The 18,994-nt window shown below is 70.2% G+C and carries 14 protein-coding genes; 8 read left to right on the top strand and 6 right to left on the bottom strand.

Translation table 11 applies throughout. The annotated features are described in order from the left end of the window. Positions 1-120 precede the first annotated feature (120 nt). A complete protein-coding gene (locus OG584_RS25820; RefSeq protein ID WP_405781285.1) occupies positions 121-1,482 on the bottom strand; it encodes a glutamine synthetase family protein in 1,362 nt (453 codons plus the stop codon). Between the two features lie 272 nt (positions 1,483-1,754). Here OG584_RS25820 and OG584_RS25815 point away from each other — a divergent pair, with 272 nt between their 5' ends. The 4 genes from OG584_RS25815 (at position 1,755) to OG584_RS25800 (ending at position 7,076) form a co-directional block, all read left to right on the top strand. Further along, positions 1,755-2,423 carry a DUF3105 domain-containing protein gene (locus OG584_RS25815; RefSeq protein WP_405781283.1) on the top strand — a complete coding sequence of 223 codons (669 nt, stop codon included), beginning with the start codon at positions 1,755-1,757 and terminating at the stop codon, positions 2,421-2,423. Next, a complete protein-coding gene (locus OG584_RS25810; protein ID WP_405781282.1) occupies positions 2,420-3,082 on the top strand; it encodes a DUF305 domain-containing protein in 663 nt (220 codons plus the stop codon). The genes OG584_RS25815 and OG584_RS25810 overlap by 4 nt, the downstream gene beginning before the upstream one ends. Before the next feature lie 109 nt (positions 3,083-3,191). Further along, complete coding sequence (locus OG584_RS25805) at positions 3,192-5,147, top strand: protease pro-enzyme activation domain-containing protein (protein ID WP_405781280.1); 1,956 nt, start codon at positions 3,192-3,194, stop codon at positions 5,145-5,147. Between the two features lie 177 nt (positions 5,148-5,324). Continuing rightward, on the top strand, positions 5,325-7,076 hold the full coding sequence (locus OG584_RS25800; protein ID WP_405781278.1) for an NAD+ synthase: 1,752 nt from the start codon (positions 5,325-5,327) through the stop codon (positions 7,074-7,076). Here the strand turns inward: OG584_RS25800 and OG584_RS25795 are convergent. From OG584_RS25795 to OG584_RS25780, 4 genes are all read right to left on the bottom strand, one after another. Beyond that, positions 7,048-8,271, bottom strand: coding sequence for an MFS transporter (locus OG584_RS25795; RefSeq protein ID WP_405781277.1), 1,224 nt, complete (start codon positions 8,269-8,271; stop codon positions 7,048-7,050). The two genes, OG584_RS25800 and OG584_RS25795, sit on opposite strands and share 29 nt — an antisense overlap. 184 nt (positions 8,272-8,455) lie before the next feature. Continuing rightward, a complete protein-coding gene (locus OG584_RS25790; RefSeq protein ID WP_405781275.1) occupies positions 8,456-9,484 on the bottom strand; it encodes an endonuclease/exonuclease/phosphatase family protein in 1,029 nt (342 codons plus the stop codon). A 152-nt stretch (positions 9,485-9,636) separates the two neighbouring features. Then, positions 9,637-10,272: a TetR/AcrR family transcriptional regulator gene (locus OG584_RS25785; protein ID WP_405781274.1), complete on the bottom strand. Its 636-nt coding sequence runs from the start codon at positions 10,270-10,272 to the stop codon at positions 9,637-9,639. Between the two features lie 47 nt (positions 10,273-10,319). Further along, complete coding sequence (locus OG584_RS25780; RefSeq protein ID WP_405781272.1) at positions 10,320-11,930, bottom strand: MFS transporter; 1,611 nt, start codon at positions 11,928-11,930, stop codon at positions 10,320-10,322. A gap of 174 nt (positions 11,931-12,104) precedes the next feature. On the opposite strand from OG584_RS25780, the gene panB reads away from it, so the two are divergent. From panB to OG584_RS25760, 4 genes are all read left to right on the top strand, one after another. Next, positions 12,105-13,016: a 3-methyl-2-oxobutanoate hydroxymethyltransferase gene (panB, locus tag OG584_RS25775; RefSeq protein WP_405781271.1), complete on the top strand. Its 912-nt coding sequence runs from the start codon at positions 12,105-12,107 to the stop codon at positions 13,014-13,016. A gap of 330 nt (positions 13,017-13,346) precedes the next feature. After that, positions 13,347-13,571, top strand: a complete 225-nt coding sequence (locus OG584_RS25770; protein ID WP_405781270.1) for a hypothetical protein — start codon at positions 13,347-13,349, stop codon at positions 13,569-13,571. A 148-nt stretch (positions 13,572-13,719) separates the two neighbouring features. Further along, the gene (locus OG584_RS25765) at positions 13,720-14,748 is read left to right on the top strand and encodes an ATP-binding cassette domain-containing protein (protein WP_405781268.1); all 1,029 of its coding nucleotides are present in this window, start codon (positions 13,720-13,722) and stop codon (positions 14,746-14,748) included. Then, the gene (locus OG584_RS25760) at positions 14,745-15,584 is read left to right on the top strand and encodes an ABC transporter permease (protein WP_405781267.1); all 840 of its coding nucleotides are present in this window, start codon (positions 14,745-14,747) and stop codon (positions 15,582-15,584) included. Before OG584_RS25765 ends, OG584_RS25760 begins: the two co-directional genes overlap by 4 nt. Before the next feature lie 35 nt (positions 15,585-15,619). Here the strand turns inward: OG584_RS25760 and OG584_RS25755 are convergent, their stop codons facing one another. After that, the gene (locus OG584_RS25755) at positions 15,620-18,985 is read right to left on the bottom strand and encodes an AfsR/SARP family transcriptional regulator (RefSeq protein ID WP_405781265.1); all 3,366 of its coding nucleotides are present in this window, start codon (positions 18,983-18,985) and stop codon (positions 15,620-15,622) included. Positions 18,986-18,994: the final 9 nt, after the last annotated feature.

The raw sequence follows: 18,994 nt of genomic DNA, 5'->3' as shown, positions 1-18,994 counted from the left end.
GACGTCCGGACAACGGAAATCCCGCCCGGTCGGACGACCGGGCGGGATTTCTCGTGCGCCCTGCGATACACGGCGCACCAGGCCACGCGACCTCATCGGACGCTCATCGTGCAAGGCCCCCTACAGCACCGGCAGGTTCTTCCGCAGCTCGAAGGCGGTGACCTCGCTGCGGTACTCCTCCCACTCCTGCTTCTTGTTGCGGAGGAAGAAGTCGAAGACATGCTCGCCGAGCGTCTCGGCGACCAGCTCGCTGCGCTCCATCAGCTCGATCGCCTCGCCCAGGTTCTGCGGCAGCGGCTCGATGCCCATCGCACGCCGCTCGGAGTCGGAGAGCGCCCAGACGTCGTCGTCGGCACCGGCCGGGAGCTCGTAGCTCTCCTCGATGCCCTTCAGACCGGCCGCGAGCAGCAGCGCGTAGGTCAGATACGGGTTGGCGCCGGAGTCGATGGAGCGGACCTCGACCCGCGCCGAGCCGGTCTTGCCCGGCTTGTACATGGGGACGCGGATCAGCGCCGAGCGGTTGTTGTGCCCCCAGCAGATGTACGAGGGCGCCTCGCCGCCCGCTCCCGCGCTGCGAGCCGAGCCGCCCCAGATGCGCTTGTACGAGTTGACCCACTGGTTGGTGACCGCGCAGACCTCAGCGGCGTGCTTCAGCAGGCCCGCGATGAAGGAGCGCCCGACTTTGGAGAGCTGGTACTCGGAGCCCGACTCGTAGAAGGCGTTGCGGTCGCCCTCGAAGAGGGAGAGGTGGGTGTGCATGCCCGAGCCGGGGTACTCGCTGAACGGCTTCGGCATGAAGGTGGCCTGCACCCCCTGCTCCAGCGCCACCTGCTTCATGACCAGCCGGAAGGTCATGATGTTGTCGGCTGTCGACAGCGCGTCCGCGTACCGCAGGTCGATCTCCTGCTGGCCCGGGGCGCCCTCGTGGTGGCTGAACTCGACCGAGATGCCCATGGATTCGAGCATGGTGATCGCCTGGCGGCGGAAGTCCATCCCGACGTTCTGCGGGGTGTGGTCGAAGTAGCCGGAGTTGTCGGCGGGGGTGGGGCGGGTCCCGTCGAGCGGCTTGTCCTTCAGGAGATAGAACTCGATCTCCGGGTGCGTGTAGAACGTGAAGCCCAGGTCGGAGGTCTTGGCCAGGATCCGCTTCAGTACATAGCGGGGGTCGGCGAAGGACGGAGAGCCGTCCGGCATCAGGATGTCGCAGAACATCCGAGCGGTACCGGGGGCCTCCGCGCGCCAGGGCAGGATCTGGAAGGTGCTGGGGTCCGGCTTGGCGATCATGTCGGACTCGTAGACCCGCGCGAAGCCCTCGATGGCCGACCCGTCGAAACCGATGCCCTCGTCGAAGGCCTGCTCCAGCTCGGCGGGTGCCACGGCGACCGACTTCAGGAACCCGAGGACGTCGGTGAACCACAGGCGCACAAAGCGGATGTCGCGCTCCTCCAGCGTACGGAGCACGAATTCCTGCTGTTTATCCATACCGTTCCTACCTATCCTTGCTGGTCAGCCACCTGCTCCCACGCCTCCGGAGACACCGGGGCTCATGAGCATCCCACCACACGATTTCCGGCATGTTGCGAACCCTCGTCCGAACATCTCACCCCGCTCGGGTGTACCGCGGATTCCATTGTGGGTCACCCGGGGACCGTGAACGAGTCAGGGTCGCCGGCCCCTCTGCCGTGCCGCCTGCCCCGCCATTACGATCTGAGCCCCCGGCCCGTCCGTACCCACAAGGACTTGAGGACTCATCGATGGCTTCGACCCAGAGCTCGAAGAACGATCGCAAGACCCGTATAGAGGAGATGCGCCGCGCCCAGAAGTCGCGCGAGCGGCGTGTACGCATAGCCGTGATCACGGTGGCGGCGGTCGCCGTGGCGGGCCTGGTCGGCTTCGGCACGTATCTCGTCAGCAACAGCTCGGACAAGAGCAGCAGCGCGTCCGACAGCAAGGCGGACGGCGGTACGACAGCCGGGCCGATCAAGGGCGAGAAGGACTGGGACATCAAGAAGCTCGGCCGCACGCACGTCACCACGAAGGTGAACTACCCGATGACACCGCCGGTGGGCGGGAACCACAACCAGGTCTGGATGAACTGCAACGGGAACGTCTACACCAAGCCGCTCCCCGACATGAACGCGGTCCACTCCCTGGAGCACGGCTCGGTCTGGGTCACCTACACGGACAAGGCTCCGGCGGCCGACGTGAAGAAGCTCGGCGCGAAGGTGGCCAGGACCCCGTACTCGCTGATGAGCCCCTACCCCGGCCAGTCGGGCACGATCATGCTCAGCGCCTGGGGCAAGCAGGTGACGGTGAACGGCGCCGACGACCCGAGGGTGAACCAGTTCTTCACGAAGTACGTGCAGGGCCCGCAGACCCCGGAACCGGGTGCGGCGTGCACGGGCGGACTGGACGGCCAGTGACCAGGAGCACCCGGCTGCTGACCGCCGCCGCCGCCGTACTCGTACTGCTCTGCGCGGCCGCCGCGACCATGGCCTTCACCACCCGCGACGGTGGCACGCACACCGCTCCGGCCGCGCACACGCCCACCGAGGCCTCCGCCGACGCCGGCTTCGCCCGTGACATGTCGGTCCACCACCAGCAGGCCGTGGAGATGTCGTTCATCGTGCGGGACCGCACGCGGAACGCCGACGTGCGCCGCCTCGCGTACGACATCGCCAACACCCAGGCCAACCAGCGCGGCATGATGATGGGCTGGCTGAACCTCTGGGGGCTGCCGGTGAGCGACGCGGCCCGGGAGCCGATGCAGTGGATGGGGATGGGCCAGCAGCCCTCGACCGACGGGGCGCTGATGCCCGGTATGGCCACCACGGCCCAGCTCGGCACCCTGCGGAAGCTGAGCGGCAAGAAGGCGGAGATCCTCTATCTGCAGCTGATGACGGCCCATCACAAGGGCGGCATCCACATGGCGGAGGGCTGTGTGCAGCTCTGCAAGGTCGGCGCGGAGAAGAAGCTGGCGCAGGGCATGGTGGCGGCGCAGCAGTCCGAAGTGCAGCTCATGGCCGATCTGCTGAAGGAAAGGGGCGCTTCGGCCACATCGGGATCAACTGCCGGTTCATGACCGTTCCTTGAGATCTTCTTGGTCATCGCATGCCCCTGGCGTGAGCAGTTCATCGGGCAGGGTGTCGCGTACACGCGTATCTGCGACGAACCGCACAACAGGGGGTTCCATGAGATCCAGCCGCTCGAAAATGCGCGCCGGGCTGAGCGTGGCAGCGACACTGCCACTGCTCGCCGGCGCGCTGGCTCTGTCCATACCCAGCGCCAACGCCGACTCCGGTACGGGCAGCCGCCACGCGATCCAGGGCACCAAGCCGTTGTGGGCGAAGGCCTCCGCCGACCGTGGAGCCAGCGCCGACTCGAGCCAGGTGAACGCACGCGTCTATCTGGCCGGGCGCGACGCCCAGGGCCTGGCGGCGTACGCGAAGGAGGTGTCGGACCCGCAGTCCGCCTCCTACGGCAAGTACCTGAGCGCGAAGCAGGCCAAGACCCGCTTCGGCGCGACGCCCGCGCAGATCAAGCAGGTCACGGCCTGGCTGAAGTCGGCGGGCCTGAAGGTCACCGGGTCGAACGAGCACTACGTCTCGGTCAGCGGTGACGTCAGCGCGGCCGAGAAGGCGTTCTCCACCCAGCTGCACAACTACCGCAAGGGCAGCAAGACCTACCGGGCCCCGACGGCGACGGCCTCCGCGCCGGCTTCGCTCCAGGGCGCGGTGCTGACGGTCGTGGGCCTCGACAACGCCCCGCACGTGGTCAAGCACGACACGACCACGCTGCCGCCGCCGAGCGCCGTCTTCAAGAACGCCGGGCCGATGTCGTCGTACTACGGCTCGAAGGTCAACAAGAAGCTGCCGAACGCGTACGGCGAGAAGGCCCCCTACGCGATCAAGGGCTACACGGGCAAGCAGCTGCGCGCCGTCTACGGCGCGGGCGACAAGACCGGCAAGGGCGTCACGGTCGCCATCACCGACGCCTACGCCTCGCCGACCATCGCCGAGGACTCGGCCAAGTACGCGCAGCGCAACGGCGACGCCAAGTACGCCAAGGGCCAGCTGTCCCAGGTGCTGCCGAGCGACTACACCGACATCGACGAGTGCGGCGCGGCCGGCTGGTACGGCGAGGAGACCCTCGACGTCCAGGCCGTGCACGCGGTGGCGCCCAAGTCCGACATCGTGTACGTCGGCGCCGCGTCCTGCGACGACAACGCCCTGCTCGACTCGCTCGGCAAGGTCGTCGACAACCACCTCGCCGACATCGTCTCGAACTCGTGGGGCGACATCGAGGGCAACCAGACGCCGGCCTCGGCCGCGGCCTACGACCAGGTGTTCCAGCTGGGCGCCGTCGAGGGCATCGGCTTCTACTTCTCCACCGGCGACAACGGTGACGAGGTCGCCAACACCGGTACGAAGCAGGTCGACACGCCCGCCAACTCCGCCTGGGTGACGGCGGTCGGCGGTACCTCGCTCGCCGTCGGCAAGGGCGACAAGTACCAGTGGGAGACCGGCTGGGGCACGCTGAAGTCGACCCTCTCGGCCGACAACAGCAACTGGGCGGGCTTCCCCGGCACTTACAACGGCGGCGCGGGCGGCGGCACCAGCAAGACCGTGGCGCAGCCGTTCTACCAGCGCGGCGTGGTGCCCGGTAAACTCGCCAAGTTCAACGGCGGCAAGACCCCCATGCGCACCATTCCCGACATCTCGGCGGTCGCCGACCCCAACACCGGTTTCCTGGTGGGGCAGACGCAGACCTTCCCCGACAACTCGCAGCAGTACAGCGAGTACCGCATCGGCGGCACCTCGCTGGCGGCTCCGGTCATCGCGGGTGTCCAGGCGCTGGCGCAGCAGGCGCAGCACGGGGTTCCGATCGGGTTCGCGAACCCGTCGATCTACTCCCGCTACGGCACGGCGGCGTACCACGACGTCACCGACCACCCGCTGGGCGCGGGTCACACCCAGTCGGTCGTCCGGGTCGACTTCGCCAACAGTGTCGACGCGAGCGGCGGCCTGCTGACCTCGCTGCGTACGCTCGGCGCGGACTCCTCGCTGGTCGCGACCGTCGGTTACGACGACGTGACGGGTGTCGGCAGTCCGGGACGCACCTACATCAGCTCGTTCGCACGGCGCTGACCACCGGCCCCTGCCGCCACGCTCGCGCGTAGCGGCACGCGGTGACGTGTCTGCCGCCCCCGCTCCCGCCCGTCTCCCGGGCGGGAGCGGGGGCGGCTTCGCTGTGAGGCGCGCAGTGACATACGGCGCACCCCTCCCGGCAGGACATCGCGTCAGAGAGACGATTACACTGGCCCCGTGCCTCAACTACGCCTCGCACTGAATCAGATCGACTCGACCGTCGGTGACCTCGCCGGCAACGCCGAGGCGGTCGTCCACTGGACCCGGCGCTCCATCGAGCAGGGCGCTCACCTGGTGGCGTTCCCCGAGATGATGCTGACCGGATACCCCGTCGAGGACCTGGCCCTGCGGTCGTCCTTCGTCGACGCGTCCCGGGCCGCCCTGCGCGCGCTCGCCGCGCGGCTGGCCGCCGAGGGGTTCGGGGAGACCCCCGTCGTCGTCGGCTATCTCGACCGCACCGAGAAGGCCCAGCCCCGCTACGGGCAGCCGGCGGGAGCCCCCCGTGACGCCGGGGCCGTGCTGCACCGCGGGGAGGTCGCGCTGACCTTCTCCAAACACCACCTGCCGAACTACGGCGTCTTCGACGAGTTCCGCTACTTCGTACCCGGCGAGACCCTCCCGGTGATCCGGGTGCGCGGCGTCGACGTCGCGCTCGCGATCTGCGAGGACCTGTGGCAGGACGGCGGCCGGGTCCCCGCGACGCGGTCCGCGGGCGCCGGGCTGCTGGTCTCCATCAACGCCTCGCCGTACGAGCTGAAGAAGGACGACCAGCGGCTGGAGCTGGTCCGCAGGCGGGCCAAGGAGGCCGGCTGCACCACCGCGTACGTCGCGATGACGGGCGGCCAGGACGAGCTGGTCTACGACGGCGACTCGATCGTGGTCGACAAGGACGGCGAGGTCGTCGCGCGGGCCCCGCAGTTCACCGAGGGCTGTGTGGTCGTCGACCTGGAGCTGCCGGCCGCGGGGCAGGTGCCGTCGGGTGTGGTGGCCGACGGGCTGCGCATCGAGCACGTCACGCTCTCCACCGAGCCGGTCCCGGCGTACGAGGCCGAGCTGCCCGGCGGCTACGCCGACCGGCTCGACGACGACGAGGAGCTGTACACCGCGCTGGTCGTGGGCCTGCGGGCGTACGCCGCGAAGAACGGCTTCTCATCGGTCCTGATCGGCCTGTCCGGCGGTATCGACTCGGCGCTCGTCGCGGCCATCGCCTGCGACGCGCTCGGCGCGAAGAACGTGTACGGCGTCTCCATGCCGTCCAAGTACTCGTCGGACCACTCCAGGGGCGACGCGGCCGAGCTGGCGAGGCGCACCGGGCTGAACTACCGGACCGTGGAGATCGCGCCGATGTTCGACGCGTACATGGAGTCCCTCTCGCTCACCGGTCTCGCCGAGGAGAACCTCCAGTCGCGGCTGCGCGGCACCACGCTGATGGCCATCTCCAACCAGGAGGGCCAGATCGTGCTCGCGCCGGGCAACAAGTCCGAGCTGGCGGTGGGGTATTCGACGCTCTACGGCGACTCGGTCGGCGCGTACGGACCGATCAAGGACGTCTACAAGACGTCGATCTTCCGGCTCGCCGGGTGGCGCAACCGGGCGGCGGCCGAGCGGGGCCAGGCACCGCCGATCCCGGAGAACTCGATCTCCAAGCCGCCCAGCGCCGAGCTGCGCCCCGGCCAGGTCGACACGGACTCGCTCCCCGACTACGAGGTGCTCGACGCGATCCTGTCGCGGTACGTCGACGCGGACCAGGGCCTCGACACCATTGTCGCGGCCGGGTTCGACGCGGAGCTGGTGGCGAAGACACTCCGGATGGTGGACACCGCGGAGTACAAGCGCCGTCAGTATCCGCCGGGCACCAAGATCTCGGCGAAGGGGTTCGGCAAGGACCGGCGGCTGCCGATCACGAACCGCTGGCGCGAGACGAGCTGAGCGCCCGCTCCGTACGGGGGCCTTCCGCGACCACGCGGGAGGTCCCCTTCGGCGTACTGCGGTCGAGTACGCCCGCGGTCACCGCGATGGCGAGGCCGATCACGGCGAGCCCCGCGCCCACCAGGGTCGGGGACATCCAGCCCCAGCCGGCCGCGATGGCGACCCCGCCGAGCCAGGCGCCGCCGGCGTTGGCCAGGTTGAACGCGGAGTGGTTGGAGGCCGACGCCAGCGTCGGCGCGGAACTGGCCTTCTTCATCACCAGCATCTGCAGCGGTGTCGTGGTCATGAAACCGACCGCGCCCAGGAGGACCACGCTGACCAGCGCGGCCCACTTGACGTGGACGGTGAAGTCGAAGGTGATCAGTACGACGGCGAGGGCGCCCAGCGAGCCGTACACCGTGGGCCGCAGCGCCCGGTCGCTCAGCGGCCCCGCGGCCAGCGCGCCCAGCGTCATCCCGATACCGAAGAGCGCGAGCACCAGGGTCACCGAGGACTCCGAGAACCCCATGACCTCGGTGGTGATCGAGGCGAGGTAGCTGTACACGGCGAAGACACCGGCGAAGCCGAAGACCGCGGTGAGCAGCCCGAGGATCACCTGGCGGTTGCCGAGGGCCCGCACCTCACGGCGCAGGCTCTGGTGCGCGTCGACGGGTACGTACGGAATCAGCCTGGCCAGTGCGGCCAGCGCCACCAGGCCGATCACGCCGACCACGACGAAGGTGGCGCGCCAGCCGAGGTGCTGGCCGAGCAGGGTCGCCGCGGGCACTCCGACGATGTTGGCGATGGTCAGGCCGAGGAACATGGTGGCGACGGCGCGACCGCGCCTGCCCTCCTCGACCAGTCCTGAGGCGACGACGGCGCCGACCCCGAAGAAGGCGCCGTGCGGCAGGCCCGCGAGTACCCGCCCGGCCAGCAGCCAGCCGAAGCCGGGGGCGAAGGCGGACGCCAGGTTGCCGACGGTGAACAGGCCCATCAGGAGCAGCAGCATCCGCTTGCGCGGGATGCGCGAGCCGAGGGCGGTGAGGAGCGGGGCTCCTACGACGACGCCGACCGCGTAGGCCGAGACGAGGTAGCCCGCGGTGGGCACGGATGTGCCCAGGTCGTCGGCGACGTTGGGCAGCAGGCCCATCATCACGAACTCGGTGGTGCCGATGCCGAACGCGGAGATGGCCAGCGCGAGCAGGGCCAGGGGCATGGAGGGGGACCTTCTCTTACGAGAGCGGAAACGGGGACGGGAGACCAGCTTAAGTTCTCCTGGTGAACAAAGTCTCCCAGCCGCCTTGTTCCGGCAGGTGAACGTGGAGTTACGTGACGCGTATCTCTCCGGATGACCCTGTTCTCCGGCTCCTGCGGCCCTGCCCGCCGCCCGTGGCCGCCGCTCAGAGCCTGATGCGGGCCGCGATCGGCAGATGGTCGCTGCCGGTCCTGGGCAGCGTCCAGGAGGAGACCGGGTCGGCGCCCTTGACCATGATCTGGTCGATCCGCGCCATCGGGAAACCCGCGGGCCAGCTGAAGCCGAAGCCATTGCCCGCGGCGCCCTGCGTCGAGCGCATCTGCGCGGTCACCGCGTTCAGTGAACGGTCGTTCATCGTGCCGTTGAGGTCGCCGAGGAGCACCACGTCGTGCAGCGGTTCCCTGCGGATGGCCGCACCCAGCGCGTCCGCGCTCTCGTCGCGCTGGGAGGCGGTGAACCCGGCGTCGAGCTTCACGCGTACCGAGGGGAGGTGCGCGACGTAGACGGCGACCTTGCCCTTGGGTGTGGCGATCGTGGACCGCATGGCGCGGACCCAGCCGAGCCTTATGTCGACGGGGGCGGTGCTGGTCATCGGGTACTTGCTCCACAGGCCGACCGTGCCCTGGACCGAGTGGTACGGATAGGTGGCGGCGAGGGCGCTCGTGTACGTCGAGACCTTGCCCGCGGCCAGTTCCTCCAGGGCGACCACGTCGGCGCCCGAAGCGGCGACCTTCTTCGCGGTGCCCACCGGGTCGGGGTTCTCCGCGTTCACGTTGTGGGTGGCGACCACCAGGTCGCCGCCGGTGGCCGACTTGTCGGTGAGCAGGCCGCCGAAGACGTTGAACCACACGATGACCGGCAGCAGCAGGACGACCAGGGCGGTGGCCGACCGGCGCAGCAGCGCGAGGACGAGCAGGACCGGGATGAGGACGATGCCCAGCCAGGGCAGGAAGGTCTCGGTGAGGCTGCCGAGGTTGCCGATGTCGTTGGGGATCTGGGCGTGGAAGAGCATCGTCAGCGTGAGCAGAACGGCGACGCAGGCGAGCACGATGCCGCGGCGCCAGATGCCGCGGTCACCCCGCCAGCGCCCGCCGAACAGGCCCCGGGCGCCGGAATCGGAGGGACCGGGCTCCGAGCTGCCGTGTTCCGTCTCCGTGAAGTGCGCCTGCGCCATACCGTTGCCCTCGCTGCCTTGCCGTGCACGCCGTCCCGCCCTTGACACTAAGCGATCGGCCCGCACTTCCGCGCCGTGGTGACACGGCCGTACTGACACGAGGACGTGGCAAGTACCGCAGGGAGTTCCGGTTGTGACGGATCACGCAGACTTCAGCTCCGCCGGCCCCGATCGCCGGGCGGTGTGAGCCCTTCCAGGACGGTGTCCACGACCTGCGCGGCCAGGTCGTCGTCGAGCTGTGCCTCGGGCCGCAGCACGGTACGGAGCAGCATGGGCCCGACGAAGAGGTCGTTGACCAGTTCCGGGGCCAGGTCGGAGCGGATCTCGCCCCTGGCCATGCCCCGGCTCACGATCTCCAGACCCCTGCGGCGCCGGGCCTCGACGACCGTGTCGTGGTAGGCCCGCCAGAGTTCGGGATAGTTCTGCATCTGCGCGAAGACGTTGTACAGCAGCGCCGACGAGCGCTTGGCCAGGCCCCGCAGGCGCAGCGATTCGAGCATGGCGACCAGGTCGTCGCGGGCCGAGGTGCCGGGCAGCTCGGGGTCCAGGGGCTCGATGCTCTTCAGTACGTCGATGAAGAGCTCCTCCTTGCCCTTCCAGCGGCGGTAGATCGTCGCCTTGCCGACCCCCGCGGTACGGGCGACGCGCTCGATCGACACCGCGGCGAGCGGAGCACCCTCCTCCAGCAGCTTCACCACGGCCTCGACGATCGACCGCTCGACCGCCTCCGAGCGCGGCCGGCCGCGCCGGTGTTCGTGCGGCCTGTTCTGCTGATCTGTCGGGGGCACTCCCGCTCCGCCTCTCGCCGTTCCCTGTGCGTTCAGTCCGCGCTGATTCAGTCCGTGCTGATTGTCGCCGACACAGGCACGGCCTCCGCCGCCGCTTCCCCGGTCGCACCTGTCCTGGTCCTGCCCGGAAGGAAGAGCACGACCACGACGGCGCCGAGGAGCGCGACGCCCGCCGAGCCGAGGGCCGTCACGTGCATGGCGTGCAGGAACGCGTTGTCCGCCTGGCCCGCGAGCGCCCGGCCCGCGGGACCGAGCTTCTCCGCGATACCCAGGGTGGCCTCGATCGACTCCCCCGCCGCCTTGCGGGCGCCGGGCGGCACGGCGCCCAGGTGGCCCTCGATGTCGCCGCGGTACGAGGCGGAGAGCACCGACCCGAGGACCGCGACTCCGAGCGCACCGCCGACCTGACGGAAGGTGTTGTTGATCGCGGAACCGGAACCGGCCTTCTCGCGTGGCAGCGACTGCATGATCGAGACGGTGACCGGCGGCATGATGTGCGCCATTCCCGTGCCCATGACGAAGAAGACGACCTCCATCACCCAGATGGGCGTACCGGTCCCGAAGAACGCGAAACAGCCGAGGCCCGCGGCGACCAGCACCATGCCGGTCGTGCACACGGCGCGGGCGCCGAAGCGCTCGACGACGAGCCTGGCCCTGGGCGAGAAGATCATCTGGGCCGCGGCGAGCGGGAGCAGCAGGACGCCGGACTCCAGGGCGCTGTAGCCGCGGACGCTCTGCATGTAGAAGGCGGAGAAGAACGTGACGCCCATCAGCGCGAAGAAGACCAGCGCGATGGCCGCGACAGCCGCGGAGAACGCCGGGTTCTTGAAGTAGGTGACGTCGATGGCGGGGTGGCTGCTGCGCTTCTCGTAGACCACGAAGCCGATCAGTACGGCCAGGCCGCCGAGCGTGGTCAGCAGCACGGACGGCGCGGTGAAGTCGGCCAGTTCACCGCCGCGGATGATCCCGTACACCAGCAGCACCAGACCGATGACGGACAGGCTCACGCCCACCGGGTCGATGTGGCCGGGGGCGGGGTCCCTGGAGTCGGGGACCAGCAGCACCATCGCGATCAGCGCGACCACCACCACGGGGACGTTGACCAGGAAGACCGAGCCCCACCAGAAGTGTTCGAGGAGCACCCCGCCGGTGATCGGGCCGATGGCGATGGCGAGCCCGACACCGCCCGCCCAGATGCCGATGGCCTTGGGCTGCTCGTCCCGCTCGAAGACGTTCATGAGCACGGCGAGGGTCGCGGGCATCACGAAGGCCCCGCCCAGACCCATCACGGCCCGGAAGGCGATGAGTTCGGCCGGTGAGGTCGAGATGGCGGCGAGCACCGAGCCGACGCCGAAGACCGCGAGTCCGAAGAGCAGGATCTTCTTGCGGCCCAGGCGGTCACCGAGGAGGCCGGCGGTGAAGAGGAGCCCGGCGAAGACCAGCGTGTAGGAGTTGATCGCCCATTCCAGCTGGCTCTGGGTGGCGCCGAGGCCGCTCGGCGCGGGGGCGGCGATCGTCTTGACCGCCACATTCAGGATCGAGTTGTCGAGCACCACGATCAGCAGGCTCAGCATCAACGCGGCCAGGATCGCCCAGCGGCGCCGGTGCACGGCTTCGGGTATGCGGGGCGCTGCGACTGGCCCCGTGGAGTTGGTCATGACGGACAGGCTAGAGCATTTTCGATACGAGACCGTCTCGTATCGAAAAGATTTTACCCGGCGGCCCGCAGCCGGTGCGGGGCCCACTTCCGTGCGGCGCCGATGTGGTGCGACGATGGAGGCGGTCCGGGGACGCCGTCAGGGCGCCTCGAGATGACGAACAGGAGCGTTGCGATGACGCGCGCGTCGAACCCGCCGAACCCTCTGAACCCTCAGGGCTGTCCCTCCGCACCCGGTGCTTCCCCGCAGCAGCCCGCCGACAGCAAGGCGCTGTACGGCGGCCGGAGCAGCAGGCGCATCACCGTCCACGACATCGGCGGCGCCAAGGAGCGGGGCGAGAAGTGGCCCATGCTCACCGCGTACGACGCGATGACCGCGTCCGTATTCGACGAGGCGGGCATCCCGGTGATGCTCGTCGGTGACTCGATGGGCAACTGCCACCTCGGTTACGACACCACCGTCCCGGTCACCCTCGACGAGATGACGATGCTCTCGGCTGCCGTCGTCCGGGGCACCTCGCGGGCCCTCATCGTCGGCGACCTGCCCTTCGGCACCTACCAGGAGGGCCCCGTGCAGGCCCTGCGCAGCGCGATGCGCCTGGTCAAGGACGCCGGCGTGGGCGCCGTGAAACTGGAGGGCGGCGAGCGCTCCCACCAGCAGATCGAGCTGCTCGTGCAGTCCGGCATCCCGGTCATGGCGCACATCGGTCTGACCCCGCAGTCGGTCAACTCGATGGGCTACCGGGTGCAGGGCCGCGGCGAGGAGGCCGCGCAGCAGCTGCTGCGTGACGCCAAGGCCGTGCAGGACGCGGGCGCCTTCGCCGTCGTCCTCGAACTCGTACCCGCGGAGCTGGCCGCCGAGGTCACCCGCATCCTGCACATTCCCACGGTCGGAATCGGCGCCGGCCCCGAGTGCGACGCGCAGGTACTCGTCTACACCGACATGGTCGGACTGACTGGGGGCAAGGTGCCGCGCTTCACCAAGCAGTACGCGGACCTCCGCCGGACCCTCGGCGACGCCGCGAAGGAGTTCGCGGACGAGGTCGTCGGCGGAACGTTCCCGCTGGAGCAGCACACCTTCCACTGAGCCGCGGCCGCCGCACCGGGCGGCTCCCGGACCAGTGCCGTACGCACCGACAGCCCGCCGACATCCACCGTCGGCGGGCTGTCGGCACTCTGCCACTGGCGATACCCGGAGGCGTGGAAAGCCCCCACGCGGACAAGGAGAGTCCATCGCGTGAGTGAACGAGAAGACCGGAGTGCCCTCCAGCGCCTCAACGTCATTCATGAAGTGCAGCCTGAATCCGCGTGTGGCCATATATGGCTGCTGCGCGACCGTGCACCCCTGGATCAAGATTAGGGTCAAGGGAAGCGGTGGATACTCATACACCGGCCCGGGTGGAGGGGACTGACAGATATGAGCGGTTTCGCCCTGATCATCAAGCGGAGTCTCGCCTTGAAGATCGTCGGAGTAGTGGCGGTCTTCTTTCTGCTTCTGCTCTTGCTCGGCGGCATGGTGGGGGCGCCGGAGCTGGGGATCTGGACAGTGCTCCTCATCGCGGCGATCACCCTCGTGATCTGCCGTCACCGAAGAAGAGTGGTGGGCGAGGGGGCTGTGGCAAGGCGGACGATCTCGTCGTAGCCGTTGCCGCTCCACAGACCTCTGCGCAGCAGCAATCGCCGGCCGGCCCCCTCCAGCGGCCGGACCGACAGCCCGCCGGCATCCACCGCCGGCGGGCTGTCGGCATTCTGTCGGTGAGCTGTCAGTGGCGGCTGGTCTGATGTCCTGCATGACGCGAATCGACAAGAACCCCGGAAACGGCGCGAGCGCCGTACAGGTGCGGGGGCTGCTGAAACACTACGGGGAGACCAGGGCCCTGGACGGGGTGGACCTGGACGTCCGAGAGGGCACCGTCCTCGGTGTCCTCGGGCCGAACGGAGCCGGCAAGACCACCCTCGTACGAGTCCTCTCCACCCTGCTGCAGCCCGACTCGGGCACCGCCACCGTGGCCGGCTACAACGTGCTGACCCAGCCCCGCCAGCTGCGCCGGGTCATCGGTCTCACCGGTCAGTACGCATCGGTCGACGAGAAGCTCTCCGGCTGGGAGAACCTCTACATGATCGGCAGGCTGCTCGACCTCCCCCGCAAGGACGCCAGGCGCCGCGCGGACGAGCTGCTGGAACGGTTCTCGCTGACCGAGGCGGCCAAGAAGGCCGCGATGAACTACTCGGGCGGGATGCGCCGCAGGCTCGACCTGGCCGCTTCCATGATCGGCAGGCCGTCGGTGCTCTTCCTCGACGAGCCGACGACCGGTCTCGACCCCCGCACCCGCAACGAGGTCTGGGACGAGGTGCAGAGGATGGTCGCGGAGGGGGCGACCGTGCTCATCACCACCCAGTACATGGAGGAGGCCGAGCAGCTCGCCAACGAGCTGACGGTCATCGACAAGGGCAAGGTCATCGCCAACGGCAAGGTGAACGAGCTGAAGGCGAAGGTCGGCGGCCGCACCCTGCAGATCCAGCCGAGCGACCCCGGACAGCTGCCCGCCATGGCGCGCGCCCTGGCCGAGGCCGGGCTCGACGGTGCGGCCGGCTCGCAGGCGGTGCCCGACGCAGGCCTGCTCAACGTGCCGATCCTCAGCGACGAGCAGCTGACAGCTGTGGTCGGCCTGCTGGCGTCGCGCGGCTTCGGGATCACCAACATCGGCACCCATCTGCCCAGCCTGGACGAGGTGTTCCTGGCCATCACCGGCCAGAAGCCCACGGTGCAGGACGGGTTCGACACCAGCACAGCGCAGGTTCAGGAGGCCGCGGTATGAGCACGGCAACGATCGAGAAGCCGGCACCCGCGGTGACCGCGGCGGCCGGAGCCGCCGAGGGGCGGATCGGGCTGCGGGGCAACCTCCGGCACATCGGAGCCCTGGCCCGGCGCAACGCGCTGCAGATCAAGGCGGACCCGGAGTCGATGTTCGACGTCCTGCTGATGCCGATCATCTTCACCCTGCTGTTCGTGTTCGTCTTCGGCGGCGCCATCGCGGGCAAGGGCAACCAGACGCAGTACGTGGACTACGTGGTCCCCGGGCTGATGGCGATGATGGGCATGAACATCGCCATGGCCGTCGGCTCCGGGGTCAACGACGACTTCAAGAAGGGGGTGATGGACCGGTTCCGCAGTATGCCCATCGCCCGGTCGTCCGTCCTCATCGCGAAGATCGTGGTGGAGATCGGCCGGATGATGGTCGCCATCGCGATCCTGCTGACCGTCGGCTTCATCCTGGGCCTCACCATCCACACGTCGGTACTCTCGCTCTTCGCGGCGATCGGCCTCGCGCTCGCGTTCGGCGCCTCACTGATGTGGATCTTCATCCTGCTCGGACTGACCATGAAGACGGCTCAGGCCGTCCAGGGGATGGCCATGCTGGTCCTGATGCCGCTCCAGTTCGGATCGTCGATCTTCGCCCCGCCGACCACGATGCCCGGCTGGCTCCAGGCGTTCACCGACTACAACCCGCTCTCCAACCTCGCGGACGCCGCGCGGAACCTGGTGAACGGCGGCCCGGTCGCCCACTCGGTCCTGATGACGCTGGGCTGGTCGGTGGCGATCACCGCGGTCACCGCGCCACTGGCGATCCGGAAGTTCCGCAAGAAGACCTGATCCGGCAGCCGGGCCAGGTGGCCCGGCGGTCCCGTTCAGCGCTCGCGTCGTTCCACCAGGGCGGCGGCCTCCTCCGGGGTGAGGCCGCCGCCCTCGGCGTACGCGCGCTCGTACTCCGCGTCCCCCAGGACGGCGCGGGCGGCCGACTCGGCCTTCTCCCGGTTGGAGCGCTCCATGTACGCGCTGAAGTAGCCCGGCGGCAGCTGTGCGTCCGACGCGGCCAGCAGGCTCACCGCGAACCGTGCGTCCTCGGGGTCGCCGGGGCCCGCCAGCGACCAGGCGTACGTCACCAGATGCGTTGCGGGCATCTGCGGGGCCACCATCAGCGACAGCGGGTCACGGGTCCTGGACAGCGCGTGCCGTGCCTTCTCGCGGCCCTCCTCGTAGAGACCCTCCTCGTTGTCCAGCCAGGCCACCAGGCCGAGCAGGATGCCCTGGAAGATGGCGAGCGGGCCCAGTTTGAACTTCTCCTGCAGCAAATCCAGTTCGGCCCGCGCCTCGGCCAGCCGGCCGGTGCGGCCGAGCCAGGTGGCGAGGAACATCCGGGCCACCGGCCAGACCTCGTGCCCGATGTCGGGCCCCTTCTCGCCCGCCAGGAGCTGCCGCAGGATCGTCTCGCCCTCCTCGCCACGGCCCGCTTCGAGGAGCACTCCCGCGTATCTCGCCCGCAACACCGCGACCTGCGTCCGCGCGCCGAGCCGAGCGGCGTAGCCGAACGCCATCCGGTAGTCCTCGCCGGCGCGCAGGAAGTCACCGCGCCGCTCGCGCGCCTCGCCCCTGGCCGAGAGCGCCTCGGCGGCGCCCCAGGCGTCACCGAGCCGGATGAAGATCTCCAGGGCCTCGTCGGCGTCCCTGGCCGCGTCGCCCGCCCAGTCGCTGCGGTTGGCCAGGACGTTGGCCCGCATCTGCAGGGCGGAGGCCAGCTCCCAGTCGTACCCGAACTCCCGGCAGGCCCGTACGGTCTCGTCGAGTACCTCACGCAGCCGCCCGGGGTCGCCGGTGAGCATGATGGCGAAGAACCAGAGCGAGGCCGGGGCCCGGCAGGTCTGCGGGAGCCCCGGCCGGTAGGCGTCCACCACCCGGCTGAGCCGCTCCCTGCTCGACGGTGTGGTCCAGTCCTCGAACTCGTGGTCGGCGGAGGCCAGATGGATCAGCCGTACCCCGCGCCGCGCCTCTTCGAGCAGCTCGGGGCCCATCGGCGGCGGGGCGTCCGTGCACCGCTCGGGCAGCGGCGGCGCCTGGGCGACCGGCGGCTCGAACGGGTCGGGGCCCATCTCCGCTGTCGCACCCGCCCAGTGCCGCGCGTCGCTGCGCAGATCACGCATCTGCCAGAACCAGGAGAGGGCGTGCACCAGGATCAGCGCTTCGTGCTCCTCGCCCGCCGAGACGGCCCGGCGCAGCGCGGTGCGCAGGTTCTCGTACTCGCGCACCAGCAGATCGATCGCGGCGCGCTGCCCGTGTCCGCGCAGTTCGGGGTCGGTCAGCCGGGCCACCTCGCGGTAGTGCACCAGGTGGCGGTGTTCGGCGTCGGCCCGGTCCCCGGCCTCGTCGAGCCGCTCGGCCGCGTACTCGCCGACGGTTTCGAGGAGGCGGTAGCGCATGTCGCCGCCGTCCGAAGGGGCGGCCACCACAAGGGACTTGTCGACCAGCGACCCCAGCACGTCCAGCGCGTCGGCGCCGCACACCGCCTCCACCGCCGGGAGCCCGCAGCCGCCGGAGAAGACGGAGAGCCTGCGCAGCACGGTGCGCTCCGGCCCGTCCAGCAGGTCCCAGGACCAGTCGACGACCGCACGCAGCGTCTGCTGGCGCGGCAGGTTCGTACGGGCGCCTCCGGTCAGCAGCCTGAACCGGTCGTCCAGCCGGTCGGCGATCTGCCGCGGCGAGAGCATCCTCAGCCGGGCCGCCGCGAGTTCGATGGCGAGCGGCAGTCCGTCGAGGCGTCGGCAGATCTCGGTGGCGGCTTCCGGATCGTCGTCGATCCGGAAGCCGGGCCGTGCGGCGCTCCCGCGCTCGGCGAACAGCCGCAGCGCCGACGGCTCGGGCAGCGGCTCGACCGGGCGTACGACTTCGCCGGGCACCCCGAGCGGCTCCCTGCTGGTGGCGATGACCGTCAACCCGGGGCAGCGGGCCAGGAGTTCCTCCACCAGGGCGGCTGCTGCCGCGACGACGTGCTCGCAGTTGTCGAGCAGGATCAGCATCCGGCGCCCGGAGCAGTGCTCGGCCAGCCGGACGAGCGGGTCGTCCGCTTGCCGGTCGGCGGCCCGTATCTCCTCGGCCCCCGCGCCGCGCAGCACCGTCTGGCGGGCGCCGAGTGCGCCGAGCACCACTTCGGGCACGGTCTCCGGGTCGTCCACCGGAGCCAGTTCGGCCAGCCACACCCCGTCGGGCCAGGAGGCGGCCGCGGTCTCGGCCGCCTCCTGCGAGAGCCGGGTCTTCCCGGCCCCGCCGGGACCGAGCAGCGTGACGAGCCGGGCCGCTCCGAGGTCTCCTCGCAGCGCGTCGATGTCGCTCTCGCGTCCGACGAAGCTGGTCAGCCGGGCCCGGAGGTTGCCGGGCCCGCGCTCCTCGGTACCGGGCGCCGGGATGTCCGGCGCCGATGTGTACGGAGCTGCGGTGTCCCGCTCCGGGGCGAAACGGCCGGCGAAGGACGGGTCCTGGCCGTTCCGGGCCGCCGACGGCCCGTCGGGCGAGAGCAACTCGGCGTACAGCGAGCGCAGTCCGGGGCCGGGGTCGGCGCCGAGCCGCTCGACGAGACCGCGTCGCACCTCCTCGTACGCCGCGAGCGCCTCCGCCGTCCGCCCCGCGTCCCGCAGCGCCCGGATCCGCAGGGCCTGGAGCGGTTCGTCGATCGGATGGTCGCCGCAGAGCGCGGCCAGCTCGGGCAGCGTCTCCTCGGCCCGGCCGAGAGCCAGCGCGGCGGCGAGCGCCGCCCGGCGCGCGTCCAGCCGCCGGGCCTCCCAGCGGGCCGCCACGGCCGCGCGGTCGGGGAGGTCGGCGAGCACCATGCCCCGCCACAGCGCCAGCGCGTCCTCCAGGAGGGCGGCGGCCTTGGCGGGGTCGCCCTCGTCGAGGGCCCGCGTGCCCTCCCCCACGAGCCGCTCGAACCGGTACAGGTCGATGTCGTCCGGATCGGCGCACAGCCGGTACCCGCCGTCGACCGAGCCGACGGCCGCGTGGCCGAGCGCCCGCCGCAGCCGGGCCACGAGCGCCTGGAGCGCGCCGGTGGCGTCAGCGGGCGGTTCGCCGTCCCACACCTCGGCGACGAGGACGGCTGCGGGCACGGTCCGCCCGACGCGCAGCGCCAGCACGGTCAGCAGGGCACGCAGCCGCGCCCCGCCGATGGCGACGGCCGAGCCGTCGGGGCGGAACGCCTGTGTGGTCGAGAGGATCCGGTAGCGCACGGGCCCATT

It is taken from the genome of Streptomyces sp. NBC_00859, assembly GCF_045161865.1.
Classification (GTDB): Bacteria; Actinomycetota; Actinomycetes; order Streptomycetales; family Streptomycetaceae; genus Streptomyces.
This window is presented reverse-complemented; position numbering and strand designations above follow the sequence as displayed.

Excerpts from the sequence above, each read along its gene's own strand:
- OG584_RS25765 (WP_405781268.1), top strand. The coding sequence starts at position 13,720 with ATGACGCGAATCGACAAGAACCCCGGAAACGGCGCGAGCGCCGTACAG.
- OG584_RS25820 (WP_405781285.1), bottom strand. The coding sequence starts at position 1,482 with ATGGATAAACAGCAGGAATTCGTGCTCCGTACGCTGGAGGAGCGCGAC.
- panB (WP_405781271.1), top strand. The coding sequence starts at position 12,105 with ATGACGCGCGCGTCGAACCCGCCGAACCCTCTGAACCCTCAGGGCTGT.
- OG584_RS25790 (WP_405781275.1), bottom strand. The coding sequence starts at position 9,484 with ATGGCGCAGGCGCACTTCACGGAGACGGAACACGGCAGCTCGGAGCCC.
- OG584_RS25770 (WP_405781270.1), top strand. The coding sequence starts at position 13,347 with ATGAGCGGTTTCGCCCTGATCATCAAGCGGAGTCTCGCCTTGAAGATC.
- OG584_RS25795 (WP_405781277.1), bottom strand. The coding sequence starts at position 8,271 with ATGCCCCTGGCCCTGCTCGCGCTGGCCATCTCCGCGTTCGGCATCGGC.
- OG584_RS25760 (WP_405781267.1), top strand. The coding sequence starts at position 14,745 with ATGAGCACGGCAACGATCGAGAAGCCGGCACCCGCGGTGACCGCGGCG.
- OG584_RS25780 (WP_405781272.1), bottom strand. The coding sequence starts at position 11,930 with ATGACCAACTCCACGGGGCCAGTCGCAGCGCCCCGCATACCCGAAGCC.
- OG584_RS25805 (WP_405781280.1), top strand. The coding sequence starts at position 3,192 with ATGAGATCCAGCCGCTCGAAAATGCGCGCCGGGCTGAGCGTGGCAGCG.
- OG584_RS25815 (WP_405781283.1), top strand. The coding sequence starts at position 1,755 with ATGGCTTCGACCCAGAGCTCGAAGAACGATCGCAAGACCCGTATAGAG.